General features: G+C 43.3%; 28 protein-coding genes. 20 read left to right on the forward strand and 8 right to left on the reverse strand.

Features of this window, described 5'->3' with window-relative positions; genetic code table 11:
- Nucleotides 1-100 precede the first annotated feature (100 nt).
- The 6 genes from CCS02_RS05765 (at nt 101) to CCS02_RS05790 (ending at nt 6,707) form a co-directional block, all read left to right on the forward strand.
- Nucleotides 101-1,354 carry a sarcosine oxidase subunit beta family protein gene (locus CCS02_RS05765; protein WP_072840011.1) on the forward strand — a complete coding sequence of 418 codons (1,254 nt, stop codon included), beginning with the start codon at nt 101-103 and terminating at the stop codon, nt 1,352-1,354.
- A 32-nt stretch (nt 1,355-1,386) separates the two neighbouring features.
- Complete coding sequence (locus CCS02_RS05770) at nt 1,387-1,680, forward strand: sarcosine oxidase subunit delta (RefSeq protein WP_100636061.1); 294 nt, start codon at nt 1,387-1,389, stop codon at nt 1,678-1,680.
- Between the two features lie 12 nt (nt 1,681-1,692).
- Nucleotides 1,693-4,728, forward strand: coding sequence for a sarcosine oxidase subunit alpha (locus tag CCS02_RS05775; RefSeq protein ID WP_100636062.1), 3,036 nt, complete (start codon nt 1,693-1,695; stop codon nt 4,726-4,728).
- Nucleotides 4,721-5,410 carry a sarcosine oxidase subunit gamma gene (locus CCS02_RS05780; protein ID WP_100636063.1) on the forward strand — a complete coding sequence of 230 codons (690 nt, stop codon included), beginning with the start codon at nt 4,721-4,723 and terminating at the stop codon, nt 5,408-5,410. Before CCS02_RS05775 ends, CCS02_RS05780 begins: the two co-directional genes overlap by 8 nt.
- A gap of 104 nt (nt 5,411-5,514) precedes the next feature.
- The gene (gene purU, locus CCS02_RS05785; RefSeq protein ID WP_100636064.1) at nt 5,515-6,381 is read left to right on the forward strand and encodes a formyltetrahydrofolate deformylase; all 867 of its coding nucleotides are present in this window, start codon (nt 5,515-5,517) and stop codon (nt 6,379-6,381) included.
- A 113-nt stretch (nt 6,382-6,494) separates the two neighbouring features.
- Complete coding sequence (locus CCS02_RS05790; RefSeq protein WP_157789858.1) at nt 6,495-6,707, forward strand: hypothetical protein; 213 nt, start codon at nt 6,495-6,497, stop codon at nt 6,705-6,707.
- Nucleotides 6,708-6,804: 97 nt separating this feature from the next.
- On the opposite strand, the gene CCS02_RS05795 is transcribed toward CCS02_RS05790, so the two are convergent.
- Nucleotides 6,805-8,181: an FAD-binding oxidoreductase gene (locus CCS02_RS05795; protein ID WP_100636065.1), complete on the reverse strand. Its 1,377-nt coding sequence runs from the start codon at nt 8,179-8,181 to the stop codon at nt 6,805-6,807.
- Nucleotides 8,182-8,436: 255 nt separating this feature from the next.
- Between CCS02_RS05795 and CCS02_RS05800 the strand changes: the two genes are divergently transcribed.
- The 3 genes from CCS02_RS05800 to dld all read left to right on the forward strand — a co-directional run bounded on the left by CCS02_RS05800 (nt 8,437) and on the right by dld (nt 11,809).
- Nucleotides 8,437-9,309, forward strand: a complete 873-nt coding sequence (locus CCS02_RS05800; RefSeq protein WP_100636066.1) for an alpha/beta hydrolase — start codon at nt 8,437-8,439, stop codon at nt 9,307-9,309.
- 171 nt (nt 9,310-9,480) lie between these two features.
- Nucleotides 9,481-9,801: a BLUF domain-containing protein gene (locus tag CCS02_RS05805; protein ID WP_232728830.1), complete on the forward strand. Its 321-nt coding sequence runs from the start codon at nt 9,481-9,483 to the stop codon at nt 9,799-9,801.
- Between the two features lie 268 nt (nt 9,802-10,069).
- Entirely contained in the window at nt 10,070-11,809 is a 1,740-nt protein-coding gene (gene dld, locus CCS02_RS05810; RefSeq protein WP_100636067.1) for a D-lactate dehydrogenase, read from the forward strand.
- Between the two features lie 67 nt (nt 11,810-11,876).
- Here dld and CCS02_RS05815 read toward each other — a convergent pair whose 3' ends face one another.
- Together CCS02_RS05815 and CCS02_RS05820 are read right to left on the reverse strand one after the other, a co-directional pair.
- On the reverse strand, nt 11,877-12,191 hold the full coding sequence (locus CCS02_RS05815; RefSeq protein WP_100185661.1) for an XRE family transcriptional regulator: 315 nt from the start codon (nt 12,189-12,191) through the stop codon (nt 11,877-11,879).
- 11 nt (nt 12,192-12,202) lie between these two features.
- The gene (locus CCS02_RS05820; protein ID WP_100636068.1) at nt 12,203-12,571 is read right to left on the reverse strand and encodes a type II toxin-antitoxin system RelE/ParE family toxin; all 369 of its coding nucleotides are present in this window, start codon (nt 12,569-12,571) and stop codon (nt 12,203-12,205) included.
- A 209-nt stretch (nt 12,572-12,780) separates the two neighbouring features.
- Here CCS02_RS05820 and CCS02_RS05825 point away from each other — a divergent pair, with 209 nt between their 5' ends.
- Nucleotides 12,781-14,262: a carboxypeptidase M32 gene (locus tag CCS02_RS05825; protein ID WP_100636069.1), complete on the forward strand. Its 1,482-nt coding sequence runs from the start codon at nt 12,781-12,783 to the stop codon at nt 14,260-14,262.
- Between the two features lie 185 nt (nt 14,263-14,447).
- On the opposite strand, the gene CCS02_RS22460 is transcribed toward CCS02_RS05825, so the two are convergent.
- The gene (locus CCS02_RS22460) at nt 14,448-14,570 is read right to left on the reverse strand and encodes a hypothetical protein (RefSeq protein WP_269800422.1); all 123 of its coding nucleotides are present in this window, start codon (nt 14,568-14,570) and stop codon (nt 14,448-14,450) included.
- Nucleotides 14,571-15,019: 449 nt separating this feature from the next.
- Here CCS02_RS22460 and CCS02_RS05830 point away from each other — a divergent pair, with 449 nt between their 5' ends.
- The 5 genes from CCS02_RS05830 (at nt 15,020) to CCS02_RS05850 (ending at nt 18,402) form a co-directional block, all read left to right on the forward strand.
- Nucleotides 15,020-15,706: a hypothetical protein gene (locus CCS02_RS05830; protein ID WP_100636070.1), complete on the forward strand. Its 687-nt coding sequence runs from the start codon at nt 15,020-15,022 to the stop codon at nt 15,704-15,706.
- A complete protein-coding gene (locus CCS02_RS05835) occupies nt 15,703-16,152 on the forward strand; it encodes a hypothetical protein (RefSeq protein ID WP_100636071.1) in 450 nt (149 codons plus the stop codon). Before CCS02_RS05830 ends, CCS02_RS05835 begins: the two co-directional genes overlap by 4 nt.
- A gap of 61 nt (nt 16,153-16,213) precedes the next feature.
- A complete protein-coding gene (locus tag CCS02_RS05840) occupies nt 16,214-16,912 on the forward strand; it encodes a DUF4145 domain-containing protein (protein WP_157807974.1) in 699 nt (232 codons plus the stop codon).
- A gap of 193 nt (nt 16,913-17,105) precedes the next feature.
- Complete coding sequence (locus CCS02_RS05845; RefSeq protein ID WP_100636073.1) at nt 17,106-17,345, forward strand: hypothetical protein; 240 nt, start codon at nt 17,106-17,108, stop codon at nt 17,343-17,345.
- Between the two features lie 118 nt (nt 17,346-17,463).
- Entirely contained in the window at nt 17,464-18,402 is a 939-nt protein-coding gene (locus CCS02_RS05850) for a hypothetical protein (RefSeq protein WP_100636074.1), read from the forward strand.
- Nucleotides 18,403-18,615: 213 nt separating this feature from the next.
- Here CCS02_RS05850 and CCS02_RS05855 read toward each other — a convergent pair whose 3' ends face one another.
- A complete protein-coding gene (locus tag CCS02_RS05855) occupies nt 18,616-19,572 on the reverse strand; it encodes a ribonuclease Z (protein ID WP_100636075.1) in 957 nt (318 codons plus the stop codon).
- 206 nt (nt 19,573-19,778) lie between these two features.
- Here CCS02_RS05855 and CCS02_RS22235 point away from each other — a divergent pair, with 206 nt between their 5' ends.
- Complete coding sequence (locus CCS02_RS22235; protein WP_198515336.1) at nt 19,779-19,931, forward strand: hypothetical protein; 153 nt, start codon at nt 19,779-19,781, stop codon at nt 19,929-19,931.
- Nucleotides 19,932-20,059: 128 nt separating this feature from the next.
- Here the strand turns inward: CCS02_RS22235 and gloA are convergent, their stop codons facing one another.
- The gene (gene gloA, locus CCS02_RS05860) at nt 20,060-20,584 is read right to left on the reverse strand and encodes a lactoylglutathione lyase (RefSeq protein WP_100636076.1); all 525 of its coding nucleotides are present in this window, start codon (nt 20,582-20,584) and stop codon (nt 20,060-20,062) included.
- An 85-nt stretch (nt 20,585-20,669) separates the two neighbouring features.
- Nucleotides 20,670-21,545, reverse strand: coding sequence for an MYG1 family protein (locus CCS02_RS05865; RefSeq protein ID WP_100636077.1), 876 nt, complete (start codon nt 21,543-21,545; stop codon nt 20,670-20,672).
- Between the two features lie 294 nt (nt 21,546-21,839).
- Between CCS02_RS05865 and CCS02_RS05870 the strand changes: the two genes are divergently transcribed.
- The 4 genes from CCS02_RS05870 to CCS02_RS05885 all read left to right on the forward strand — a co-directional run bounded on the left by CCS02_RS05870 (nt 21,840) and on the right by CCS02_RS05885 (nt 26,032).
- Nucleotides 21,840-22,664 (forward strand): GNAT family N-acetyltransferase, encoded by an 825-nt coding sequence (locus CCS02_RS05870; RefSeq protein WP_100636078.1) that lies wholly within the window; start codon nt 21,840-21,842, stop codon nt 22,662-22,664.
- A gap of 123 nt (nt 22,665-22,787) precedes the next feature.
- A complete protein-coding gene (locus CCS02_RS05875) occupies nt 22,788-23,621 on the forward strand; it encodes a helix-turn-helix domain-containing protein (RefSeq protein ID WP_100636079.1) in 834 nt (277 codons plus the stop codon).
- 529 nt (nt 23,622-24,150) lie between these two features.
- Nucleotides 24,151-25,122 (forward strand): calcium/sodium antiporter, encoded by a 972-nt coding sequence (locus CCS02_RS05880; RefSeq protein ID WP_072840033.1) that lies wholly within the window; start codon nt 24,151-24,153, stop codon nt 25,120-25,122.
- Between the two features lie 43 nt (nt 25,123-25,165).
- Nucleotides 25,166-26,032 carry a mechanosensitive ion channel family protein gene (locus CCS02_RS05885; protein WP_100636080.1) on the forward strand — a complete coding sequence of 289 codons (867 nt, stop codon included), beginning with the start codon at nt 25,166-25,168 and terminating at the stop codon, nt 26,030-26,032.
- 15 nt (nt 26,033-26,047) lie between these two features.
- On the opposite strand, the gene CCS02_RS05890 is transcribed toward CCS02_RS05885, so the two are convergent.
- Complete coding sequence (locus CCS02_RS05890; protein ID WP_100636081.1) at nt 26,048-26,482, reverse strand: MarR family winged helix-turn-helix transcriptional regulator; 435 nt, start codon at nt 26,480-26,482, stop codon at nt 26,048-26,050.
- Nucleotides 26,483-26,666: the final 184 nt, after the last annotated feature.

The raw sequence follows: 26,666 nt of genomic DNA on the forward strand, positions 1-26,666 counted from the left end.
GGCGTCTTGGCTGGCATCTTAGCTGACTAAGACGCTGCAACCTTTTTTAACCATGTCACGATGATCGTTGAAACGATTATTTATCTAAGGAGCTGATCTGATGCAGCATTATTCCGGCTTTGGGTTGTTAAAGCACAGTTTTAGCCATCACGAGAATTGGCAGCGGGTGTGGCGTAATCCAACCCCGAAAAAGAAATACGATGTAATCATCGTCGGCGGCGGTGGTCATGGTTTGGCGACGGCCTATTACTTGGCGAAAGAATTTGGTGTCACCAATGTCGCTGTGATTGAAAAAGGTTTTTTGGGTGGTGGTAACACGGCTCGAAATACCACCATTGTCCGCTCCAATTACTTGTGGGACGAGGCTGCTCACCTTTACGAGCATTCGATGAAATTGTGGGAAGGTTTGTCACAGGATTTGAACTACAACGTAATGTTTTCTCAGCGTGGCTGTTTGAACCTTGGTCACACCTTGCAAGACATGCGTGATATCGAGCGCCGCGTAAATGCCAACCGTTTAAATGGCATTGATGGCGAGGTATTAGACGCTCAGCAAGTGAAAGAAATTGTGCCGGTGTTGGATTGCTCTGATCGCGCGCGATATCCAGTAATGGGGGCGTCATGGCAACCGCGTGCGGGTGTTGCTCGTCACGATGCAGTAGCGTGGGGCTTTGCTCGTGGTGCCGATACTCGTGGCGTGGATCTGATCCAACAAACTGAAGTGGAAGACTTAATTATTGAAGACGGCACTGTCGTCGGTGTGCGTACTGCCCGTTATGGTGAGATACGAGCAGATCGAGTGGGTTGTGTGGTTGCGGGTAACTCTAGCGTCTTAGCGAAAATGGGCGGTTTTGAATTACCTTTAGAGTCTCATCCGTTACAAGCCTTGGTGTCTGAACCGATCAAGCCGATTCTGGATACGGTTGTCATGTCTAACCAAGTGCATGGTTACGCGTCCCAATCGGATAAAGGCGATTTGGTAATCGGCGCTGGGATTGATGGTTACAACGGTTATGGTCAGCGTGGTTCTTATTCCACTATTGAGCATACGATTCAGGCGATTGTCGAAATGTTCCCAGTGTTTAGCCGTGTGCGTATGAATCGTCAGTGGGGCGGCATTGTTGATACTTGTCCAGACGCTTGCCCGATTATCAGTGAAACGCCAGTGAAAAATCTGTTTTTCAACTGTGGTTGGGGAACGGGCGGTTTTAAAGCGACACCAGGCTCGGGTCATGTGTTTGCCGCGTCTTTGGCGAAGGGCGAAATGCATCCATTGGCGAAACCTTTTTCTATGTTCCGTTTCCATAACGGCGCGCTGGTGGATGAACACGGCGCAGCTGGCGTAGCACATTAAGCGGGCTAAGACCGAATAAGGAGAGAAGTACCATGTTTCATATTTATTGCCCGCATTGTTGTGAATACCGCGAGGAAGAAGAGTTTGATGCGTCTGGTCAGGCGCATATTCCGCGCCCATTAGACCCAGATGCTTGCACCGATAAAGAATGGGGCGAATTTATGTATTTTCGTGCCAATCCACGCGGAATACATCATGAGCTTTGGGTTCATGGAGCGGGTTGTCGTAAGTATTTCAACATCACTCGTAATACTCACACTTACGAAATTCTAGAAGTCTACAAGGTTGGCGAAAAGCCATCTATTGTGGCCAACGAAGCGAAATAGAGGAGCGACACAATGACACAAGATTTGAGTAAGCAGTCTAATCGTCTCCAAGATGGCGGACGAATTGATCGCTCTAAACCGCTGACTTTTACCTACAACGGCAAACAATACAAAGGCTTCGAAGGCGATACCTTGGCCTCAGCCTTGTTGGCGAATGGCATTGATATTGTTGGTCGCAGTTTTAAATACAGTCGTCCGCGCGGTATTGTCGCAGCGGGTGCTGAAGAGCCAAACGCCATCATGCAAATTGGCTCGACTGAAGCGACACAAATTCCTAACGTGCGTGCGACTCAGCAGTCTCTTTATAACGGTTTGGTTGCCAGCACGACAAACGGTTGGCCGAATGTCGATACAGACTTGATGAGCTGGGTTGGCAAGATCGGTGGAAAAATGATGCCACCGGGTTTTTACTACAAAACTTTCATGTACCCAAAATCCATGTGGGAAACCTACGAATCTTACATTCGTAAAGCCGCCGGTCTTGGTCGCGCACCAAAGGAAAATGATCCAGACATCTACGACAAGATGAACCAACATTGCGACGTGATGATTGTTGGTGCAGGCCCAGCGGGTCTCATGGCGGCTCTAACCGCAGCACGCGCTGGCGCACGAGTCATTATTGCCGACGAGCAAAATGAATTTGGCGGAAGCTTACTCAGCAGCAAAGAAACGCTGAATGGCAAACCTGCAGCCGAATGGATTGCGGAAGTGGTACAAGAATTGTCTGGTTTCGATGATGTCTTAATGTTGCCAAACTCTCAGGTAAACGGCTATCACGATCATAACTTTTTAACCATTCAACAACATTGTACCGATCAATTTGCGGATCGCGCGCCTAATGGCCAAATTGCTCAACGCTTGCACCGTGTGCGTGCCAAATGGGTGATCTTGGCAACAGGAGCTCATGAGCGTCCTTTGGTTTATGGTAATAACGATTTGCCGGGTTGCATGGTTGCCAATGCGGTGTCGACCTATATCAACCGCTACGGCGTCGCGCCAGGCAAAGATTTAGTCTTGATGACATCGAATGACAATGCCTATCGCACAGCGCTGGATTGGCATGATGCCGGACGTAACGTAGTAGCGATTGTTGATTCTCGTAAGAATCCACAAGGCACCTTCGTTGCAGCAGCCCGCGAACGTGGTATTAGCATTCTTGTTAGCTCTGGTGTGATTGAAGCTCATGGCAGCAAACGTGTTACTGGTGTTTCTATTGCGCCATTAAACGAGGCTGGCGATGGGATTGTTGGCTCCGTTGTGAAAATGATGGCAGATACGGTTGCCACGTCTGGCGGCTGGAGTCCGGTTATTCACTTGTCTTGTCATACTGGCGCTCGTCCTGTTTGGAACGACGACATCCTTGGTTTCACGCCGGGCGCAACGGTTCAGAAACAACTCACAGCTGGTGCGATTAATGGTGCGTTCAGCACAGTACAAGTGTTAGAAGAAGGCTTGAGCGCAGCTTGTGATGCCTTGGCTCATTTAGGTTTAGATAAGCCTGATGTTGCCTTGCCAGAAGCCGACGTGATCGAAGAGGGCAAAGCCATGGCTTTGTTCCATATTCCACACACTAAACCGACATCAAAAGCGCCTAAACAGTTTGTCGATTATCAGAACGACGTAACCGCAGCAGGCATAGAGCTGGCGTGTCGTGAAGGCTTTGAATCTATTGAACATGTTAAGCGTTATACCGCGATGGGCTTTGGTACAGACCAAGGCAAGCTAGGTAACATTAACGGTATGGCGATTGCGGCGAAAATGCTTAAGCAAACCATTCCAGAAACTGGCACGACGATTTTCCGTCCGAACTACACGCCGGTGACGTTTGGCGCGATTGCCGGACGTGATTGTGGTGAATTGTTTGATCCGAAACGCTATACAGCGATGCATGCTTGGCATGTGGAACGTGGCGCGAAATTTGAAGATGTCGGTCAATGGAAGCGAGCTTGGTATTACCCGCAAGGCAATGAAACCATGCAAGACTCGTTAAATCGTGAGTGTTTAGCGACTCGTGAATCGGTCGGTATTTTGGATGCATCTACCTTGGGTAAAATCGATATTCAAGGCAAAGACGCACGCGAATTTTTAGGTCGAGTTTATACCAACGCATGGGCGAAATTGGCCGTAGGCAAATGTCGATACGGCTTAATGTGCGGTGAAGACGGCATGGTATTTGATGACGGTGTGACGTCTTGCTTGGCGGAAAATCATTTCTTGATGACTACAACGACAGGCGGCGCAGCTCGCGTATTGTCTTGGTTAGAGATTTATCACCAAACCGAATGGCCAGAGATGGAGGTCTACTTCACCTCGGTGACCGATCATTGGTCAACTATGACGATTTCGGGCCCAAACAGCCGCAAATTGTTGGAAAAAATTACTGATTTTGATGTATCGAAAGAAAACTTCGCTTACATGGATTGGAAAGCGATGACGGTTGCGGGTGGTATTCCTGCTCGTGTGTTCCGAATTTCCTTTACAGGTGAATTGTCGTTCGAGATCAACGTACAGGCAAACTACGGATTACACGTTTGGAAGACCTTGTTCGAACATGGCAAAGAGTTCAACTTGACGCCTTACGGTACGGAAACCATGCACATATTGCGTGCGGAAAAAGGCTTTATCATTGCGGGACAAGATACCGATGGTTCTGTGCATCCGTTTGATTTAGGCATGCCTTGGGCGGTATCTATGCAGAAGCCGTTTAGCTTTATCGGTAAGCGCGGGATGCAGCGCGAAGACTGTGTTCGAGCGGATCGTAAACAGCTGGTGGGTTTGAAAACCATTGATCCAAATGTCGTCTTGCCAGAAGGCGCACAAGGCGTATTAGATCCGAAAGCTCCGATTCCAATGCCGATGGTTGGGCATGTAACGTCTAGCTATTGGAGTGCGAACTTGAAGCGTTCTGTGGCAATGGGCTTTGTTAAAGGCGGACTGGAAAAAATGGGTGAAAAAGTCTTTTACCCATTGGCTGATGGTCGTGTTATCGAAGCGGAAATTTGTAGCCCAGTATTCTTAGATCCAAAAGGGGAACGTCAAAATGTCTGATGTCAAAGTAGAAGCTGTTGAGTTAGAAGCAACTGACAAATTGGTGATGAACCAAGTGCCTTTATCAGCAGAATTAAGCGGAATTGGTGAAAGCCCTTTGCATCATGCGGATCTTGCTAGTATTGCAGAACACGGCCCGCAAGAAGGCGGCGTGCATTTTCATGAACGCAAGCTGATGGGATTATTAACCTTGCGTTGCCGGCCATCTACAGAGCAGCAAGAAATGATTAAGTCCTTATTGGGCGTGGCATTGCCAATGCAGCCGCTTACTTCTGTCACCAAAGACGATTCATTGATAGGAAAGGTCTCTGTACGTTGGGTATCACCTGATGAATGGCTGATTATTGTTGAAGGTGATAAAGCGTTTGAAATAGAAAGTAGCTTTCATGACAAACTGATGGGGCATTTCTCATTAGTGAACATCAGCGGCGGCACCACTATCTTTGAAGTGTCTGGCAGTCATGTGGTCGGGATGCTGAAAAAGTCGACACCAGTGGATTTGCATGCGAGTGAATTTCCAGTTGGCAAAGTAGTGTCTACGGTATTTGCTAAAAGCGGCGCGATGATTTGTCGATTAGCAGATGATCAATTCGAATTAGTCGTGCGACGTAGCTTTGCCGATTATCTCTGGCTATGGATTCAAGACGCCAGTCGAGAATACGGTTTGGTCGTAAAAGCCTAATTTCTTCTCACTCACTTATGTATTTCACGGTTTTGGTTGGCCACTTTTTTGGTGGTCGGCCCTTTTCGTGACTTAAAAAGCTTAAGACAATAAGAGACTATTTTATGAAATCAAAAACCGCGCCTTGGATTTTTACCGCTAGCTGCCCAAGCATCATCGGAACGGTCGACGTAGTTACTCGATACATGGCGCAAGCCGGTAACTATGTTGATGAAATACACTCCTTTGATGACCGAGAATCTGGTCGTTTTTTTATCCGCATAGAATTCTTACCACAAGATGCCGATTTCAATTCCGACGTGTTCAAAGCGGAATTTGCAGAACGCGCCGCAGAGTTTGATATGGATTGGTCGTTAACCGCACCCAACCACAAACCAAAAGTCGCGATCATGGTGTCGAAATACGATCATTGTTTGAATGACTTGTTGTATCGCTTTCGTACTGGGCAATTGAATATCGACGTTACGGTCATTATCTCCAACCACCCTGATTTAGAAGACCTTGCCAAATGGCATGGCATTCCGTATTACCACTTGCCAATTACCGCTGACACCAAGCTAGAACAAGAAGCGCAAGTCCGAGAATTGATCGAGCAATACGATACCGAATTAGTTGTCTTAGCGCGCTACATGCAAGTGCTTTCTCCAAGCATGTGTGAATATCTTGATGGTCGCGCGATTAATATTCATCACTCTTTATTACCTGGGTTTAAAGGTGCTCGACCTTATCATCAAGCATGGGAAAAAGGCGTAAAAATGGTCGGAGCAACCGCTCATTACGTTAACAACGACCTTGACGAAGGCCCAATTATCTCTCAAGGCATTCAAGTAGTTAACCATGCTCATTACGCGGAAGATCTTATCGCTAAAGGCCAAGACATCGAACGTGTCACCTTATTTAACGCGGTGAAATGCCACGTAGAAAAACGTGTGTTCTTGAATGGTAAACGCACCGTTGTGTTTGGTGGGTAGATATTTCTTAAAGTATCAATTTATCTTTTTAGCGTTCAGGTTGGGTTCAGAAATGAGTGCTAATGTGTGTTGGACTATTAATTTTAGTAGTCTTCCATACTGGAGGAAAAGCAATGAATGTTAGTTCAAGCATGAACTCATCACTTGTGAGCGGATTGAGCCTTCCTAGAGCAAATTATTCCGCACAAGAAGCGAGTGAGCCTGTATCTGCTCCCGAAAATGATGGAGACAGCGATGATTTCAATGTCAACCAAACACAAGTAAGTTCGCCTACTACGAATTTGAGTGGGCAGACTATCGGACAACGCATCAATGTAATGGCTTAATTATCTTTAGTAATGTTAAAAGTCGCCATACTTTGTCTTTTGAGTATGGCGACTTTTTTAAACTCTGAGAATTGTTCGATCCTTGTAGGTAGTGTTTTTAAATCACTCGACCTGCGTTTAAAATTCCGTTTGGATCCATGGTGTTTTTTAAAGCTCGCATCAGTTCGATTTCTTCTGGTGTTCTTGAATAATGTAAGTACTTTTTCTTCAATACACCTATGCCATGTTCTGCGGAAACTGAGCCTTTAAATTGACCTGTCATATTCATGATATTTGCCGAGATGGCATCTAGGTCTTCTGCTAAACCAGTTCCAGCACAAAGGTGTAGGTTACTGTCACCAATGTGGCCAAAGATACGTAATTTGATGGTTGGGAAAGCCTCGTAGAGTGACGATTCAAGTTGTTCTATGAAGTTTTTCATCTGGCTGATTGGCACACTGATATCGGTATTAACTACTGGACCCATAGTGGCAAGTAGCTCGCCGATTCCGTCACGAATTTGCCAGAAGGAAGCTGTCTGTTTAGCGGATTGAGCGATGACAGCATCTGCCACTAAACCTGATTCCATTGTTTCGAATAATACAGACGAGAACTTTTCATTATCCTGCTGGTGATCTTGGCCTTGGTATTCAATCAGGGCGTAAAAAGGATAGCTTTGTTGAAATGGGCTGGCTGCCTGTTCAACTGTATCAATGACTTCGTCAAAATAATTTGCCCACATCACCTCGAATGAAGTAACACCATCACCTAATGAGGAATAGCTTTTCTTCAGCAAGGCTAAGACATCGGAGAAATTAGAGAGGGCGCAAAGGGCGGTTTGTACAGAGTTTGCTTTTGGATAGAGTCGCATCACGACTTTTGTGACAATTCCTAATGTGCCTTCTGAGCCAATAAATAAGTGCTTTAGATCAAATCCGGCGTTATTTTTTAGCATTTTATTGAGAGAGCTAATAATAGTGCCATTTGGAAGAACGGCTTCTAGACCAAGCACTAAGGCACGGGTTGAACCGTAACGAATGACTTGATTGCCACCCGCATTAGTGGAAACCACACCACCTGCTGTACAAGTACCACGAGAGCCCATATCTAAAGGCAAGCATAAGCCGACTTCTTCTGCGGCTTCTTGTAGAACTTGTAAGGGAGTTCCTGCGTGAGCGGTTATGGTCATGGAATCTGTGTCTACTTCGATGACGCCAGACATTCTTTCTAATGAAATGGCAATTTCATTGTTTTGCGGTACAGCGCCAGCACTAATGCCAGTCATACCACCTTGGATTACGACAGGCTGTTTGTTGTCATTACAGATTTTTAACGTGCTGGCCACGTCTTCAGTTGAAGATGCTCTAATAACCGCAATAGGCAATAACCCCTTCACGCCGCTCCAATCCGTTTTGTATTTTTCACTAATTGAGGAGCCAGTGATAACCGTTTTTTCCCCAAGTGCATCCGTTAGTTGCGTGATGATATCGTTCATTAATAGTACCTAAAGTTAGTCAGTAATTATTGTTGTTTGAGTAGAGCCTTAATCGCCACTTTATGTGTTTGGCTTATATTTTTGTGTTTAGAGTCTACATTATGAAAGTATGGTAAGACTATTTTCAAAATAAAAATGCGCTGTTTTTGAGTTCATGACATTAATCTAATTATAAATTTTGGTCTATTTATCTCTATGTTACGTATCAAACTCTGACGTATTCATTTTTAGACATTCAAGAGGCCAATTTTGAAGATGAAAAAAGTATGTGTGGCGCTGAGTTCTTTGTTACTCGTTGCCTGTACAAAAGTTGGGTTAGGCGTTGCCAATTTACCTAATGCATTCAGTGATACCGAAACGACAAAAGATATTGCTTATGGCACTGAGCCTTGGCAGAAGTTAGATGTTTATGTCCCGCCTCATTCTTCGGGTCAATCTCTTCCTGTTGTTGTCTTCTTCTATGGTGGCAGCTGGAAAGATGGATCAAAAGACATGTATCCCTTTGTCGGTGAAGCTTTTGCGAAAAAAGGCTATATCACAGTGATTGCCGATTACAGCAAATACCCACAGGTAAAATTTCCGACCTTTGTTGAAGATGGCGCCAAGGCGATTGCTTGGACGTATCGCCATATTGCCCAATACCAAGGCGACCCTAAGCGTTTATTTGTTGCAGGGCATTCTGCTGGTGCGCACATTGGCGCAATGGTCACAGCGGATATACATTACTTGCAAGCGGAAGGCTTAACGCCATCTATTATAAACGCCTTTGCTGGATTATCTGGCCCGTATGATTTTGTGCCTTACGAAGAAGATTATATGGACATGTTTGGTCCACCAGAAAACTATCCAAATATGCAGGTAACGACGTTTATTGATGGCAAAGAGCCGCCAATGCTATTGCTTTGGGGCGCTGACGATACCATCGTTGGCAAAAGCAATATGGATAAACTGATTACGAAAATTAACCTTGAGCAGGGCGCAGTTGAGAGCAAAATTTACCAAGGTGTTGGTCATGCCGACATGGTGGCTAGCCTGGTTTGGTTTTTGAAAAGCAAAGCGCCGATCCTAGATGACGTTAACGATTTCTTTCAGCGTCATGGAGCAAATGCCGTAGCAGTGGAAGATTAAAGAGTACTGACATTTTGCTTAGTGAAGATGGTGCTTAAATCTTTTAATGGTCATTAATCAGTTAAGCAAACACATATAAAAATTACGAAACTCCACATTATTTTTTTACACGAAAAATATAATCTGAATGTAAGTGACCTATGAAATGCATCCAGTATAGAAGGGTTTAATGTGGATTTAGTTCGACTAATTTATACCAGTACCATTACCGAAAAATTTGAGGTTGATGACATTGCCCGCATTCTTAAGGTCGCGCGAGTCAAAAATAAAGCTCTTAATGTGACTGGTTTACTGTCTTTTAATCGGCAGTTCTTTCTTCAATGCTTAGAGGGAACACGCCAAGATGTGAATCAGATTTATCATAAAATCGCGACTGATCCGCGCCATAAAAAGCCTGAAATAATTGATTATCAAGAAATTCCCCACAGGGAATTTGATGGCTGGAATATGGGCTATTTACAAAATACAGAAAGTCTTCGTGAACTATTTTAACAGCATACAAAAAGTATCAGTTTTGATCCATATAACATGAATGGCGAGAGTGCGAGGTCGCTGTTATTAGATATAAGGGACGAGATAAAACGGGCGGAATCACAATGAGATTTTAAAGAAATCTAAGCTTCAATATTGATGTAACTCTTCTCTTGCATAAGCATTGCTTATGAACACGATTCCTAATTGTTTTGCTGGAGTTTTTTTTACTGGTTGATCGGTTTAGTATGTTCGCCCCTTTCCCCGATACGTTGTGAAGTAGCTTAATATGACGGATACCAGTTTCAACTTAGATTTGGCCGCTGAATTAAAGGCCATTGTAGGAAATCAATATACCTTAACAGATGAAGATAAGACCAAACCTTATAGTCAGGGTTTTCGTCTTGGTGGTGGCAAGGCCTATGCGGTTGTTCGTCCTGGTAGTCTGGTTGAAATCTGGAAATGTCTGCAAGCCTGTGTAAAAGCCGATGTAATTGTCATTATGCAAGCGGCTAATACTGGCTTAACTGGTGGTTCAACACCAAACGGCGCGGACTATGATCGTCCTATCGTTATCATTAGCACCATGCGCATCGACGATATTCAGCTGCTTGATCAAGGCAAACAAATCGTCGGTTTTGCGGGTAGTACTCTGTTTGGCTTAGAAGACACGCTGAAACCTTATGGTCGTGAACCGCATTCTGTTATTGGCTCTTCTTGTATCGGTGCCTCTATCGTCGGTGGTGTGTGTAACAACTCTGGCGGCGCGTTAGTGCAACGTGGCCCAGCGTATACAGAAATGTCTTTGTTTGCCCAAGTTACACAAGATGGCGAACTGCAATTGGTGAACAACTTAGGCATTGAGCTAGGAAGTGATCCAGAAGAAATTCTGACCAACCTGCAAAACAAAAAGTACCAAGAAAAAGACATTCAATTCCCAGATAAACGTGGCTCTGATAACGAATACCATGAGCGTATTCGAGACGTCGATGCCGACACCCCATCACGTTTCAATAACGACCCTCGTCGCTTGTACGAAGCATCTGGTTGCGCGGGCAAACTTGCTGTATTTGCTGTGCGTATCGATACCTTTCCTATTCCTGAAAAGTATCAAGTTTTCTACATCGGCACCAATGATCCTGCAGTTATGGAGCAGATGCGCCGCGATATGCTATCGACCTTTACCAACTTGCCTGTGTCTGGCGAATATATGCATAACAGCAGCTATGACATCAGTAAAAAATATGGCAAAGACAGCTACTTGGTGATCGATAAACTCGGCACCAAATACATTCCTAAAATGTTTGCTCTGAAGAGAACCGTAGACAGATGGGCAGGCAAATTGAAGTTCATGCCAAGCAAGTTCTCCGACATCATGATGCAGTACATGAGCCAGCTTTTCCCGAATCATCTGCCAAAACGCATGGAAGATTTTCGTGAAAAATACGAACACCATTGGATAGTGGAAACCAGCAATGACGGTGTCGCAGAAGCACAAGCTTACTTAGACAACTTCTTTAAAGACAATGAAGGCGATTACTTTGCTTGTACCAAACGTGAAGCAGATCAAGCCATCTTGCATCGCTTTGTAACTGGTGGCGCCTTGACGCGTTATCACGTTATGAATGGCAAAGATTTAGGTTCCATCATGACCATCGACGTGGCATTCCCGCGTAATGAGCGCGATTGGTTCGAAGAACTACCACAAGACATCGAAGATAAAGTCGCCGTTAAAATGTACTACGGACACTTCTTCTGCCACGTCATGCACCAAAACTACATCATGAAAAAAGGCGTTGATGCCAAAGCTGTGAAGAAGCAAATTCTATCCAGCTACGACGCCCGCGGCGCGGAATACCCAGCCGAGCATAACGTAGGGCATGAATACATGGCGAAACCAGCGTTGCGTGAGTTTTACCAAAAAACCGACCCAACCAACAGTTTCAACTCAGGCATCGGCGGCACCAGTAAATTGAAAAACTGGCAAGAACTGAGCGACGAACACAAAGGCTGTGGTTGTCATAAATAAGCGTTTGTTAGAGTAAACAAAAAAAGCCGAGACGTTTCTTTTAAAGATGTCTCGGCTTTTAGCTTCTTTACTTAATCATTGAGAATTGAGAGATTTCTATATCTTGCCCGTCAGGGAACTTGGCGTGTATTTCTAGCTTACCTCCCAATGCTTCAATATATTGATTCAATGTACTGATAAGGGCATCGGGGCGATTTTCAATTTGAGAGATGTTTGGCTGAGCGATATTCATAAGACCTGCTAAATCTGCCTGATTTATGCCTCTTTTTTTTCTAACTTCTGCAAGAGACATCTCTGTAATAATGGCAACAGCTTTAGCTCTAGCTGCGGCTTGAACCTCTGGTTTAATTTTCTTCCGTAATTCGTTGATCGACTTAGCCATAACTAAACCTCCTATCTTGTTTTTTCTGAATCACTATTTTTCAAGTAATTTAAGAATTCTTTTTCAGCTAACGGAATATATCTATCATAAAAGGTTTTATCTTTTTTCCCATCTTTGCGGCCACCACATAACAATATGGCTTTCCTTGTTGGGTCAAAGGCATAAAAGACACGATAAGGCTTTCCTGCATGCTGAACTCTCAATTCTTTAAGGTTCTTTACCTTATTTGTTCCTTTTAGAGAATCTGCATAGGGTCGTGCTAATTGAGGACCTTTAATCTCTAATACATCAACCATTGATAGCACGTCTTCTTGCTCTTTGTCCGTCAAGCCAAGAAACCATTGTTCGTATTCGCCGGTTATTAATATCTCCCAAATCATAAGCAATCCTTGCTGTCTTTATGATCAAAAAAATACGCTTTAACGTATATACTGTCAAGAGTATATTTTAAAACCCTGAACCTGTTAGATTCGTTTGTGAATAGAGTTATGAGATAGTTTTTTGTCTATTCCCATTTATACCAATGTAATAAGATGACTGAAATGGATACCGTTCTGGTTAACCAACACCACATAGGATGAAAACGACCATGTCCAACTACGACAAGTTAACGTCACACTACCAAACACTCAGCCATTTTAACCACGCTCAAGCCATGCTGGGCTGGGACGCTGCCGCGAACATGCCATCGGGCGGCAGCGAAGCACGTTCTAACTCCATGGCGGAATTATCGGTTCACATTCACCGTTTATCGACGCAACCCCAGCTAGAAGAATGGTTTGGCAACGCTGAACAAGAATCCTTAAGCACAGAACAACAAGCCAGCCTACGCGAGATGAAACGCCAATGGCAGCAAGCGACCATAGTTCCAGAAGACTTAGTACAAGCGCAATCCATCGCGGGTTCTAAATGCGAACATGCGTGGCGTTCACAACGTCAAGAAAACGATTGGACAGGCTTCGAGAAGAACTGGAAAGAAGTCGTTGCCTTATCTCGTGAAGAAGCCCAAATCCGTGGCGAAGCACTTGGTCTTACACCTTATGATGCCATGCTCGACAAGTTTGAACCGGGCACCACAACTGCGTCGCTTAATACTTTGTTTACCGATGTGAAAACCTGGTTACCAGAACTGATTGAAAACGTACTGGAAAAACAGAAATCGGAATCCATCATATTGCCATCAGGCACTTTCTCCACCGCGACTCAAAAAGCCCTCGGCTTAGAAGTGATGAAGTTGCTGAAATTCGACTTTGACCGTGGCCGACTAGACCAAAGTGTTCACCCATTTTGTGGCGGCGTACCAACCGATGTGCGCATTACCACCCGCTATAATGAGCAAGACTTTGTACAAGCCTTAATGGGCATCGTTCATGAAACAGGCCACGCTCGCTACGAACAAGGCTTGCCAAAAGCCTTTGCCGGATTGCCAGTTGGCGAAGCGCGCTCCATGGGTATTCATGAATCCCAGTCGTTGTTTTTTGAAATGCAAATAGGGCGCAGTAAATCCTTTATCTCTCACTTATCACGCTTATCCGCCGACGCTTTTAACGCACACAATGATCCCGTGTTTGCCGAAGAAAACCTCTACAAAATCTACACCCAAGTGGAAAAAGGCTTTATTCGTGTAGATGCGGATGAACTTACTTATCCAGCTCACGTCATCATGCGTTACGAGATCGAACGTGACTTGATCAACGGCGTAATAGAACATACAGACGTACCAGCATTGTGGGACGAGAAAATGAAAGCCGCCCTTGGCATCTCCACCAAAGACAACTACAAAAACGGCTGCATGCAAGACATCCACTGGACAGATGGCGCATTTGGCTACTTCCCAAGCTATACACTTGGCGCCATGTACGCCGCCCAATACAAAGCCACCATGATACAAAACGTCGACTTCGACGCCGCCATCCAAAGTGGCGACCTAAACCCAATCTTCCAATGGCTAAGCGACAACATCTGGTCACAAGCTTCGCTTCACACCACAGATGAACTCGTCAAACGCGCCACAGGCGAAACCCTAAATGCCGCGCATTTCAGAAAACACCTAGAAGGGCGGTATTTGTAGTCGAACTGTTCCCTCCCTGTTCTTGAAGGGGGAGGGCTAGGGAGGGGTTATGGCGCTTGGATCAAAGCAAATGCCACCGCTCGACACTATCGTTTGACCTCGCTCTTGGCGTTCGCTTTGCTCCTCGCTGTTATTCGTAAACGCATAACTCATTGAATACTGCTGCCAAGTCTCTTCCCCTTTCTTCAAGGGGAAGACGGAAGATGGGGTTTTAAAGTGGTTCGGCTTGGAGCAAACCAAACGCCACCGCTCGACACTGTCGTTTGACCTCGCTCTTGGCGTCCGCCTTGCTCCTCGCTGCTAAACATAAATACCCCAAAATGTAGGGCACGATGAGCGAAGCGTGATCTGCCACGAAAGTGAAGCTTTCTTTTTACGGACGAAAACTAAAGGGTCGAACCCCTTTTTGTCCTACAAACCTGTTGCAGGCATAAACATTTCTTCAAAAAGGGCTTTGAACCTGACTATTCAATTTTGGGATCAATTTTCTGGAAAATAACCAACAAGTTGCGTGTATTGTTCTGGTAGAAATTAAGAAAGTCTCTTAATATCAATGAATAAGGATTCACAGAGCAGAAATAACTGGCTGTGGATCAATGAAATAACGCGTACGCTCGTTTTTACAGTTTTAACTTTTGTTGGTATCTCTATTAATGGCTTTAGAGTCAATGGCTTATAGTTATTATACTAAGAAAGTTTCTGAAATTTTTAAACGTACATGCGCACTATTAAAATGTAGATTTCGGATGAGGGTCATATGACTAGCACGGAAACATTAGCAATTATCGTTGCAGGGTTATCGTCAATCTTGGTAGTTCTATCTATGTTAAAGAACTACTTTAAAAATGAAGATTTTAGGTCTGCATTTAAAAACTACGTTGATCCGTCCACTAAGCTTACGGTGAAAGCAAATGCATGTAGCAAAATTATCGAAATTGTTTTAATGGATACCATGCTGTTTGGAAAATACAACAGAAAAGCAATTCTTTTGATGAATTCTGCATTGATAATTTCTGTATCAGCCCTTTACAGCGAGAGCGATGATGGCTCAGCAGAAAAGAAACGTTCCAATACAATCGTAGGTGTGATGCTGCTCGAAAGACTCAAAAAATCAGCCAAGCTACAGTTAGTCTTGGCCTTATGCCTAGTCATAAACTTGTTGGTTTCGTTTCTGCCGACAATTGATTTTAGTTATTTTTTGCTTGCTGTTGCCTCTTTACTACTTCTTTGTATACATGCTGATCAGCAACTTATCGAATATAGGATAAAAAAAGGCTGGTATGGCAAAAATGAGTTTGAAACCAAAGAGATAATTAATTTTATCATTAGTCATTCAAATAAAGATGACTTCAATGATTCAGGAGGGTTGAAGCGAGTAATTCCTTTGCCTGAGATTGAAGCCGAGCCTGAAAAAGCAAGCGGCTTTGGCGGAGCGACGGTATGAATCAAGAATTTGTAACTGAGTTTATTAGAAAGTCAATTAACATTCTATTTGTGTCAAATCCGCGAGGTACAAGTCTTGGTGTTTTAATTGGTGTGATTTTAGATGCTCTTCTAGGATTAGCATCGCCAATTTTAAAAACCGTGGAGGCTTTGAGTTTTGGTGCAATTAAAATGTGGCATTTAATTGCTCTTGGCGTAGTTTCTATGAATCTATCCAGTTATCTGCGCAGAAAAGAGGTAGATCAATCCATTGTAAAAGCAATTGAATATATTGAAGAACAAAAGAAAAATGGATCAATCTCTGATTGGCAGGCAAAGCAGATGTACGTAAACCTTCATAATAAAGTCCTAGAAAGCGTCACTTTAGATCAAGGTACTCAGAACACAACGAGCAGTCTCAGCGAGCTTGTTACACAGCCTCAAGCTCAGGAAAAATCTAACAAGTAAAGGCACGGGACACAGCAAAGCTACGCTCGTGATTTAAGCGTTATGAGTCATGGAGAATGAAGTGACAGAGAGAGTAAAAATTTACTGTAATACCTGTAAAGGTGAAACAAATCATGACATCAAATCTACTCATGATCAGTCATATCACGATGAGTTTGAAGACCATGGTCAACGATTTCTGGCCTATTATGAGGAAACAGAATTTCGCTTCCTAGTTTGTCTTGGATGCGACTCTGCAACGCTACAGGAAAAATGGACTTGCTCTGGAATGCATGATCTCAATGGTGATGACATTTATTCATACAACTACCATCCTAAACGAAAAAATCTAGGTGAGCGCGAAGCCAAGAAATTTCATCATGTAGATAAAAAGCTGAATGACTCATACAAAGAAATCATTACTGCTTTTCAGCAGGGCCTTGAAATTGTCACTGCTATGGGGGTTCGGGCTCTACTTGAAGGTATATGCGTCATTGAAGGAATAGATGACAAAGCTGCTTGGGGATTAGCTAAAAAAATTGAAAAATTAAAAGGCTCTCCAAATATACCGGATAGCATCATTGATGGCCTAAACGGCTTGAAATTTATCGGTGATGATGCTGTGCATCGCTTGAACGCTTCCGACAAGCACACGTTGAGTCTTTCAATTGATCTACTGGAATCACTGTTAACTCATTTATATGAAGCTCGCATAGATTTGGAGCGAAAAGCTGAGATGGTGCGAAAAACTTATAACAAGCAAAGTCAGTCGGACTCGTAAGCGAACTTCAAAGGGGGCAGAGTCGTTGATTCTTGTAGTTACGGTGTTATGCGGTGGGTTGGTAGTAGCGTTGTTTATCCTTAGTAGCTACAGCTTCCCTCAGATCTTGTGGTTTGATATTAGGGTCAGATGAAAAATAGCGTTATTTTCATCTGATCCTAAATTCACCAGTTCGCTTCAAAGTATCAATAAGATGAGAAATCAATTTGCTCACAAGTTAGGTTATGAACCAAATAAAGGGGAGTTGCTGAACTTGATTGGCAAGTGTAGAGATAATTTCAATGATATGACCGATGGACTTGTTCAGTTACAAGAGGCTCTAAAAGCATCTGATACGATTGAACATGCAAATGAAAAATATGGTGTTGGTTTAGCTGACTTATTTATTCAAGTTGTCTATGATTTAGAGCAATATTCTAACAAAGAATTGTAGCCTAAAATCCATGAAAGTTCGTATAACAAGTGCGTCCATAAGGACGCTCATTACATCGCGCCTATTACGCAGGCGTTATGCTCTTATCTAAATTTTGAGCAAGACCTTGAGAGGCGCAATGAGCAAGCCAGGTGATGACCTCGAAAAAATTGTAGAAATAATTGAGCGCTCAATATCTCCCGCCGCGAAGATAGAGCAAAATGTATTTCTTCCAATACTAACCTCAGTCGAGGGTCATACCGCTCAATGTGACATAGTTATAAGAAACGGCAACCCTCCAAGGGAAACCTTAACACTTGTGGAAGTGCAAGATCGAAATTCAAAAGTTGACATTAATACTTTTCGTGGCTGGCTCGGTAAAATTGATGACGTTGGAGCACAGCATCTTATCTGTGTTTCTAGAAAAGAATTCCCTTCCAGCATTAAAGAAAAGGTATCACAACATGGCTCAAAAATATTTCTTGTCACATTAAAAGAACTATCGCCAGAACGAATCCCGCTGGAGTTTATAAGATTTATATTTCAATATCGGCACGTAGACATAAAAGTCATAAAAAACATTCGTCCATTCGTCGCGCCAGGGCAAATTGAAAAGCTGAGGCTAAAGCCAATGGCTCATAACCTCGATGACAAAGCATGGTCTTTAGATGGAAAAAATATGATTTCCTTGCTCGATATATGCAAGGAAAAAATTAACCCTGAAGAAAAGACCTCTGGCTTAAGCGGCTATATTGAAGGCTCAGATAACTTGTCCTTCAACCTCACTGACAGCGAAGAGCTTTTATACGGTCATAATGGAAAGCTTGTGCGTATAGGGTTGGAATGTGAGTTTGAATGGGGATTCGAACATGCTGAAATACCAATGACTGTAGCTTCTTACGAACAAGATAAGCATGGAGCTTTAGCATGGCTCTTTGAGGTTACACATAACAGCAAAAGCGGCTTGGTCTCTGTGAAATTGCCAGTAGTAAAGTTGGATAATGGAAACTACGAGCTTCTCGACAGCATAGTCAACTCTCAATTTGAATATGCTTTAGATGTTATCCCAGCAAATTAGCAACCGCATAAAAGTGCATAACAAGTGGTTCAAACCGTTCGCTACGCTCACTCGGACGGGCTAAAGCTCGCCCCTTAACCAAGCGTTATAACAGCTTGTAATCAACATGCTGAAATTAGAACCATATGAAAAATAGCCCTTTTCATCTGGTTCTAAATCCCGCAGCTGATGCCTTTCGTTTGGGTACTTAAACCCCAAGTCTGTAAATCCTCTTTAAAGCTTTTTTAATTCATTGCTTTTGTGTAGCTGATATTCGTCAAGGTCGTTGGCGAGAAACAGATTGCCCGAATAATGAGCCTTGGCTTCTTGATAAATGTCGGCGATGGAAGGGGATAGGTTCGGGTTGGCTTGGTAGCGAGGGCTAAAGTGGGTTAACACTAAGTTGGGGATGTTAGCTTGCTCGGCAAAGGTCGCCACAAGCTCGGCGTAACTGTGGCCGTAGCTGTTTCCCGTTTTTGCAACGATGTCTTTGGTGTAGGTGGCTTCATGAACCAGTACACTGGCGCCATGGCTTATTTGAGACAAGAGTTCTGGCTGGTCATTATCGCCTGCAACTATGATTTTTTGCGGGTTTTTATCGTATAGCAAATAGTCTTCACAATGGATTAGTTTGCCGTTTAGTTCAATATCTTGCCCTTTTTGTAACTGCCCCCAATGTGGCCCTCTGGGGATGTTGTGGCGTTCCAGTTTTTCCACATCCAAGCGCGGGTTGATGTCTTTTTCGGTAAAACAGTAGGCATAAGAAGGGACTCGGTGAGATAGGGCGACCGTTTCCACACGAACCTTTCTAAATTCGACAGATGGCAGATCATCAGTACAGACAAACTCAATGTCATAGGGCAGATACAATTGCGTATGTTGCTGAGTCGCTTCCACCCATTCTTTTACACCACTTGGAGCCATAATTTTCAATGGCGCCTTGCGGCCATTCATGGCAGCACTTGCCAATATGCCTGGCAAGCCATAACAGTGATCGCCATGAATGTGCGTGATGAAGATGGCTTGTAAGGCATTGATCGATAAATTGGTATGAAGTATCTGATGTTGCGTGCCCTCACCACAATCAACAAGGTACCAGCCATTGCCTCTTTCTTCGCGTACCGCGAGGCCGGTTACATTACGAGTTTTGGTGGGAACGCCCGCCGACGTTCCAAGAAAGACAATATTCATTTTTTACCTTGATACATAAAGACGGTTTATCTTGCCTAAGCCTAATGTTTTCATGACCAAGCGGCAATCTCGGGTTGTATACACGGCTTATTGTTTGCTTAGATTCAAAAAACACACATCAGTCGCTGCTAAGAATTGTTATCTTCTAAACACTTCCTGAGCTAAAATACCGACCTGATTCATACTTCAATACATGAGATTTATAAATGACCGCATTTGATACAAAAGTGGAAGAGTTGATTGCTAAGCACCCTAATTTAACCAAAGATGAAGCGATCAAGATCGTCACTGAGAAAAATAACCGTAAGAAACAGAAGAGAAACGAAAGATCAAATAAAGGCGGTGCAAACAAGGGCTAGCAACAAGGCATATAACACTTTGTAAACACGCGGTTTCGAAGTTGTGTCTTAGTACATTTTTGGCGAAATGACACAGTAGAAAAAGGCCCCTTTGTCATGTTTCAAAGGGGCCTTTTGCTTAATGTCGTTTAACTTGCCATACGGCTTGCATTGAATATTTCAATCCAATAGCCGTCAGGATCTTTAATAAAGGCAATGTTGCTCATCTTGCCATCGCTTAGTTTTTTCTGGAATGGGACACCTAACGTTTCAAAACGCTGACACGCGCCTTCTAGATCGGGCACATGAAAGCCAATGTGACCAAAACCACGAGGATCACTGTTACCATTGTGATATTGCGTATTGTCTGGGGTATCGTCCCAGTTATGGGTAAGCTCTAACATGGCAGGGCGACCAAAGGTTTGCGCCGTTCGTTCTGAATCATCGTGACTGATATCAGAGAAATCTTCACCGTGAGTCAGAAAATACAAACTGAATTTCATGTCGGGAAAATCGAGTTTCTTTAATAGCGTCATACCCATCACTCGGGTATAAAAATCGAGTGTGCGCACAGGATCGGCAATGCGCAACATGGTTTGGTTGAATACAAACCCGTTCGTTGCAGGGTCTTTTTCTTCACACAAGCCTTCGGCTTGTTCAAAATGACGACTCATATTTGTACTCCCGTGTGGTAATGAATGTATAACTTAGGAGCTGGGGGCTGGCTGCGAAATTCCAACCCCTTATGACCTTAATTCGTTAGTACGCCAGCGCCATCTCTGCCATTTTCATCGTATTTTCAAACGATTCACAGCCTGCGATAAACAAGCCGTTATGACAGAACATGGCATCTTCTAAACCTGTTACGTCTTGTAGCTCTTTATCTGACAATCCAGCCCACGGCGCGGGAAGTTTTTTACGGTCTTCAAACGAGCCTAGTTCGACAGGCACGGTTTGTATGCGCCATTGTCCTGTTTGAGATGGGTAAACCATAAACAAGGCATCTTGCGATAATCTAAGAACCGTAGTTTTCCATGGCGTGTATTGTTCTAACACGATGACTCTTGGATCCTCGGCTTTTTCGATAGCGTCGGCTACGATGGTTTTTGCGTTTACGCCACCACTTGCAGCGGCAATGAATCGAGTTAATATGCGAGATGCAAAGGCAACCGCTTCATCGAAACAGGCATCAAAATCGCCTTCTTCTTGCCATGTAGGATTAAACATAGAGATGGTTTGGCTCAGGCTAATGCCTGTTTGTACGCCTTCTACGTGTCCGCAATCTATGGCGTCGATGGTAGATACTAAATTTTTATCCAATGAGTTAGCGACTTCTTGATTACCCGCGCATATTTCTAGGCCGTATTTTTGCCAAACCAAGCCAAATGAGGAAAATGGGATGCCGTTTTCGCGTGCTCCTGCGCCACCTTTTTGGTGATGATCAAAACGGCCTTTTTCAGCATCGTAAATGCCGCCTACGTCGACCACAATGTCGGCTTTGGCTATGATTTCTAAGTCACGTGTACGTACTAATTCTACAGACGGAAAAATGCTTTTAAGTGCGGCTACAGCAAATACGTCGTCTGCATGAAAGTTTGCATTGTGCGTTGCGATTACTTGAGTTTGTTCGGTCATTCTGTAGTCTCTTTTATTGATATCATTTCACTTAACAGCACACACGTCACTTCACAGTACATACGTACCAAGGGTCGGCATTTTACGGGGTTTTAATGGTGGGTGACACTCTTCATTTCAACCGTATCTCAGACAAGCTTGTGTAAAAGCCAATAAGAAAAATAAACTGTCGTTTTTATTCAATATTTGAATCTGTAGACCTCTTAAAATTGACATCATCTAAAGGCGGCTCTTCCTATGGAAGAACGGCGCCTTCTCTTTGCATAAGATCATGTCAATTTAAAGGTAAGTGCGATGTTTGAAATTAAAGCTACAGAATCATTAGATGCTATTAAAGAGTTAAAACAACAATACTTTGCACTATCAGCAGCACCTTTAGATGGGATGTGGCATTTTGGTTTTGTGCCGATGGCTAACCATTTTAGCTTTTACGAAAATGATGAGTTGATCGGTTACTGTTGCATCAATGCAGAGGGTTATATATTACAGTTTTTTTTATCACCCAGCGCTACTGTAAAAGCAGCAGAACTATTTACCTCCATCACGAATCAGAGCAATGCTGCGCTGATGGGTGAAGTTAAAGGTGCATTTGTCAGTACTGCAGAGGCGGATTTTCTTTCATTATGTTTAGATAATTCGTCATCTTTTGAAGTGAATGCATTAATGTACGTGCAAGAGCCACTTCAAACTTTAGAGGAACAGGCGTCATTGCCAATGAAGCTGGTAGAACCATCACAACTGGACGCGTGCATTAAATTTGTCAGCGAGGCTATTGGTGCTCCAGAAGAGTGGCTATCAGGTTACTTGGGTAACTTAATTCAACGTAAAGAGTTGTTGGCTTATTGGAGAGGGAGTGAAATCTTAGCGACAGGTGAGTGCCGTCTGTTCGATGAATATCAAACGGATTATGCTGAATTAGGTATGATAGTCGCCGAGTCTGAGCGTGGTAGAGGTATCGCAACCCAAGTTTTAAAAACGCTGTGTCATAAAGCAAAAGAGCAGGGTTTAAAAGCAATCTGCTCAACTGAAAGAGATAACATCGGTGCACAAAAGGCGATCACTCGTGCAGGCTTTTTCGCTCCGAACCGGCTGATCCAATTTGAATTTAAGCGCACATAGTGATCGCCATTTTTTTGTAAGCATAATCATTTATTGATGTGGGCTTATGAAGGGGCACAGGTCACTACAATGCTTAACCAACTTGGTATATATTGAAAATTATACCGTCAGAATTGAGAACGTATGCTGAATTGGATCGAAAGCCCCAAGTCACCAAAAGTTTGCCAATACATTGAATGTTATTGGCTTATTGAAAAAGATGCGCAGTCTGATAGCTATCAACATCCAAAATTGAATCCAGATCCTTGCGCACATTTGATCATATCCCCAGAAAACCAATCCTACCTTTATCAAATAGACGCGATAGATCATAAAGGGATTGGTTGTCATTGGCTGTTTCCGCATCAATACACGTTTCAATTAGATCACTCTGAACCCTTTATTCACTTAGGTGTGAAGTTTAGAGTTGGTGCCATTTACTCTTTAGAACTAGAAAATTGCCCTCATACAATGATTGATGCTGTAAAAGATGTTTGCCTTTCTACATTATTAAATGACATTGGGGTATCTGGCGATGAACTTACGCAATTAGGAAGAAGTGATCCAAGTCTCTGTCGGGATAAGTTAGATCGTTTGTTTTCAATTTGGTTGAGTAATTGCAAAGAAGATCAGCATAGTAAATTGACCCGAAAGTCTCTTTTGTTGCTAGATATCATGCCAATATCAGACATTGGTAACAAGCTTGGTTGCTCGCAGAGAACATTAGAGCGGAGCTTTACTCGAGTTGTCGGATTAACATTGAAACAATGTCAGTCAATGAACAAACTTGAAGCTATATTGGAATATCTATATCAACGTGAAACGATTGATATAGATTGGGCCGAAGTGGCTATTCAATTTGGTTTTAGCGATCAACCTCATCTTATTCGCCAACTAAAAAAACAGATTGGTGTCACACCGCAGAATTATGCAAAAAACCGAGGGCTAACAATTGATGTATATGGCGGCGTTAATTAAGTCTTTAGTATTACCTTAAATGAGCAAGAAATATTTGTGATCAGAGTGAAACTAAAGCCCTTCCATAGTACGAGATCGACAGTGCATTCGGCTACTTTCCTTAAGACACTTCAGGTGGCATGTCCACCACGTAATACAAAGCTACCACGTAATACAAAGCCACCATGATATAAAACGTGACACAGGCGAAAACTTAAATACTGTGTATTGTTAAGCAATATAAATAGGAATATGATTCGCAAAACCTTAGGGGAGTAGTCTCTCAGCTTTGGCTGAGATAACCGTCAACAGTCTCCGAACAATCGTTCGTGGCGGTTATGTCCAGTTTTTTGGATTGACCAGACTTAAGGCAAGCGTTGTTCTCGGGGTGGAGGGCAATTCTTGCCTTTTGTCATTTCCACCCCGAGGGTAAGACTGTGTTTCCTATCATTGCTTTTCTAACTTTTGTGTTTTGTTTGTCGAGATCATTACGATTTCTGTCCACTGTTTTTTATACATCGTCTTTTTCCTTTATCCGTGAGGTGGCCCTATGACGCTCGCTATTTTCGCGTTATTAGGTGGTTTTATTTTGCTGGTGTGGAGTGCGGATCGGTTTGTGGAAGGGGCGGCTGTGGCGGCAAAATACGCAGGTATGCCTCCATTGCTGATTGGTATGGTGATTGTTGGTTTTGGTACCTCGGCACCAGAAATGGTGGTGTCTGCGATGGCAGCAATGGATGGTAATCCTGATCTTGCTTTGGGTAATGCGCTGGGTTCGAATATTGTAAATACGGGGTTGATTTTGGGTGTGACGGCCCTGATTGCGCCGATTATGGTGCAATCTAATATTGTTCGAAAAGAACTTCCGTTGTTGCTGTTAATTGGTTTGGTATTTGGTTATTTGATTTGGGATGGGTCGTTGACACGTTTTGAGTCTGCACTTTTGTTGGTTGGTTTTTTTGCTTTGGTTGGCTGGAGTATTTATTCTGCAATGAAAGGCAAAGGTGATGCACTCGAAGGCGAAATGGAACAAGAGCTGGTGACTCATATTATGTCTAAATCCAGAGCCATTTTTTGGTTGGTGTTTGGTCTTGTTGTGTTGATCATTAGTTCTCGTGTATTGGTATGGGGAGCGGTGAATATTGCCCAGGCATTTGGGGTGAGCGATTTGATTATCGGCCTTACGATTGTTGCATTGGGAACGTCGCTGCCAGAACTGGCGGCTTCTATTATTGCCGTTAGAAAAGGTGAACATGATATTGCCATTGGTAATGTGGTTGGTTCGAACATGTTTAACCTACTGGCAGTAATAGGGATTGCGGGTACTATATCGCCAATGACAAACTTGTCTGCCGATGTACTGTCACGCGATTGGCTGGTGATGATGGGGATGACGGTTGTGTTATTAATTATGGCATATGGTTTCCGTCGAGCTGGTCGTATTAATCGCTATGAAGGAGCCGTTCTGTTGCTCGCTTTTGCCGCTTATAATGTCTGGTTAGTCTCATCAGTCATTGGGTAATTTAAAATTTTATCGGTCAGACAGGAATTAAGAAGAGAAGTCTATGGAAGAGTTATTCGCTCAATTTTGGCAAAATCATTCCAACACAATCATTGCTCTTGGTTATAAAATTGTATTGGCAATCGTAATATTCATAGCCAGTTCATACATAGCAAAAGCTGTGCGAAGGGCAATACTGAATACGAATTCTAAGCTTAATAAGCTAGATGCAACTTTGATACCTATATTTTCAACCGTCGTCAGTTATGCGGTTTATGTTATAGGTGGCGTGTTTATTTTAGATATATTTGGTGTCAATACGGCCAGTCTTATTGCCTTAGTTGGTGCGGCCGGTTTGGCAATTGGATTAGCGTTAAAAGACACATTAAGTAATATTGCCGCGGGGATTATGTTGCTGATATTGCGGCCATTTCGAGCGGGTGACTTTATTGAATTTGGCTCTACGCAAGGAACGGTAAAAGAAATAAATCTATTTACCTGCGTTTTTGAGACCGTCGATGGCTTATATATCGCTTGCCCTAATAGTGTTTTGTGGGGTGGCCACATTAAAAATTTCACTCGAAATGGTAAGAGACGAATGGATATTGTTGTCGGAATATCTTATTCGGATTCTATTGATGTAGGTTTATCTGTGCTTAGGCAAGTGGCGGTAGGTGAGCCTCGACTCTTGGTTGATCCTGTTCCTCAGGCAATGGTTGTGTCTATGATGGACAGCTCGGTGAATATTCAACTTAGAGCGTGGGCAAAAACGGATGACTATTGGCCGACTTACTGGGACTTAAACAAACAAGTTAAAGAGTCGATTGAAGCGGCAGGCTTGACGATTCCGTTTCCTCAACGAACGCTGCATGTTGTTAGTGAGCCTAGCGCGCAGGCTTTGAAAGAGAAGAGTACAACGCGGAATTTATAATGTGATGGGAAACCGCTAGGTGATTCTTCTAGCGGCTTCTTCTACTTTGCAAAGCAGTTCTAACAGCTTTTTCTGGTCAGATTTACTTAGTGTCTTTAGCAGTAATTCTTCTGTAGAAGTGGCGAGTACAACGACTTTTCCATAATGTTCTCGGCCGACGTCGGTCAGGGAAAACTCGACCAAGCGACGGTCTTGTTCATTGACGATTTTTTGCACCCAGCCTTTGCTACACAGGCTTGTTCCCGCCCGAGACGCTGCGACTCTATCTAAGCCGATGGCTTTTTCCAAATCTCTTACTGAGAGCTTGTCATACTTACCTAAGTGAGCCAGCACGCGCCATTCAGGAACGGTTAATCCATATTGATTTCTATATTTACGAGCCAAGGCTTCGGATGTTTGCTGAGCGGCCTGATTAAGGCGATATGGAATGAAGTTATTTAGATCAAACATTTACTTACCTTTTCTAAGACTCTTTAAACATCAAAAATATACAAGAGCGTGTGCTTATGGACCGCGATAGAGCCTAGTGTAAAGCTTAACTTGCAAGCAACCTATAAAAAAATTTGCCTACAAAAGCAGCTTATTCATTTCAAATGAAATGAGTTGACTCGTTTCATTTGAAATGATTATATAT

It is taken from the genome of Marinomonas sp. ef1 (genome assembly GCF_002806845.1).
Lineage (GTDB): Bacteria > Pseudomonadota > Gammaproteobacteria > Pseudomonadales > Marinomonadaceae > Marinomonas > Marinomonas polaris.

Coding starts and splice junctions, on each gene's coding strand:
- CCS02_RS05765 (WP_072840011.1), top strand. CDS start 101: ATGCAGCATTATTCCGGCTTTGGGTTGTTAAAGCACAGTTTTAGCCAT.
- CCS02_RS05770 (WP_100636061.1), top strand. CDS start 1,387: ATGTTTCATATTTATTGCCCGCATTGTTGTGAATACCGCGAGGAAGAA.
- CCS02_RS05775 (WP_100636062.1), top strand. CDS start 1,693: ATGACACAAGATTTGAGTAAGCAGTCTAATCGTCTCCAAGATGGCGGA.
- CCS02_RS05780 (WP_100636063.1), top strand. CDS start 4,721: ATGTCTGATGTCAAAGTAGAAGCTGTTGAGTTAGAAGCAACTGACAAA.
- purU (WP_100636064.1), top strand. CDS start 5,515: ATGAAATCAAAAACCGCGCCTTGGATTTTTACCGCTAGCTGCCCAAGC.
- CCS02_RS05790 (WP_157789858.1), top strand. CDS start 6,495: ATGAATGTTAGTTCAAGCATGAACTCATCACTTGTGAGCGGATTGAGC.
- CCS02_RS05795 (WP_100636065.1), bottom strand. CDS start 8,181: ATGAACGATATCATCACGCAACTAACGGATGCACTTGGGGAAAAAACG.
- CCS02_RS05800 (WP_100636066.1), top strand. CDS start 8,437: ATGAAAAAAGTATGTGTGGCGCTGAGTTCTTTGTTACTCGTTGCCTGT.
- dld (WP_100636067.1), top strand. CDS start 10,070: ATGACGGATACCAGTTTCAACTTAGATTTGGCCGCTGAATTAAAGGCC.
- CCS02_RS05815 (WP_100185661.1), bottom strand. CDS start 12,191: ATGGCTAAGTCGATCAACGAATTACGGAAGAAAATTAAACCAGAGGTT.
- CCS02_RS05820 (WP_100636068.1), bottom strand. CDS start 12,571: ATGATTTGGGAGATATTAATAACCGGCGAATACGAACAATGGTTTCTT.
- CCS02_RS05825 (WP_100636069.1), top strand. CDS start 12,781: ATGTCCAACTACGACAAGTTAACGTCACACTACCAAACACTCAGCCAT.
- CCS02_RS22460 (WP_269800422.1), bottom strand. CDS start 14,570: ATGTTTAGCAGCGAGGAGCAAGGCGGACGCCAAGAGCGAGGTCAAACG.
- CCS02_RS05830 (WP_100636070.1), top strand. CDS start 15,020: ATGACTAGCACGGAAACATTAGCAATTATCGTTGCAGGGTTATCGTCA.
- CCS02_RS05835 (WP_100636071.1), top strand. CDS start 15,703: ATGAATCAAGAATTTGTAACTGAGTTTATTAGAAAGTCAATTAACATT.
- CCS02_RS05845 (WP_100636073.1), top strand. CDS start 17,106: ATGAGAAATCAATTTGCTCACAAGTTAGGTTATGAACCAAATAAAGGG.
- CCS02_RS05850 (WP_100636074.1), top strand. CDS start 17,464: ATGAGCAAGCCAGGTGATGACCTCGAAAAAATTGTAGAAATAATTGAG.
- CCS02_RS05855 (WP_100636075.1), bottom strand. CDS start 19,572: ATGAATATTGTCTTTCTTGGAACGTCGGCGGGCGTTCCCACCAAAACT.
- CCS02_RS22235 (WP_198515336.1), top strand. CDS start 19,779: ATGACCGCATTTGATACAAAAGTGGAAGAGTTGATTGCTAAGCACCCT.
- gloA (WP_100636076.1), bottom strand. CDS start 20,584: ATGAGTCGTCATTTTGAACAAGCCGAAGGCTTGTGTGAAGAAAAAGAC.
- CCS02_RS05865 (WP_100636077.1), bottom strand. CDS start 21,545: ATGACCGAACAAACTCAAGTAATCGCAACGCACAATGCAAACTTTCAT.
- CCS02_RS05870 (WP_100636078.1), top strand. CDS start 21,840: ATGTTTGAAATTAAAGCTACAGAATCATTAGATGCTATTAAAGAGTTA.
- CCS02_RS05875 (WP_100636079.1), top strand. CDS start 22,788: ATGCTGAATTGGATCGAAAGCCCCAAGTCACCAAAAGTTTGCCAATAC.
- CCS02_RS05880 (WP_072840033.1), top strand. CDS start 24,151: ATGACGCTCGCTATTTTCGCGTTATTAGGTGGTTTTATTTTGCTGGTG.
- CCS02_RS05885 (WP_100636080.1), top strand. CDS start 25,166: ATGGAAGAGTTATTCGCTCAATTTTGGCAAAATCATTCCAACACAATC.
- CCS02_RS05890 (WP_100636081.1), bottom strand. CDS start 26,482: ATGTTTGATCTAAATAACTTCATTCCATATCGCCTTAATCAGGCCGCT.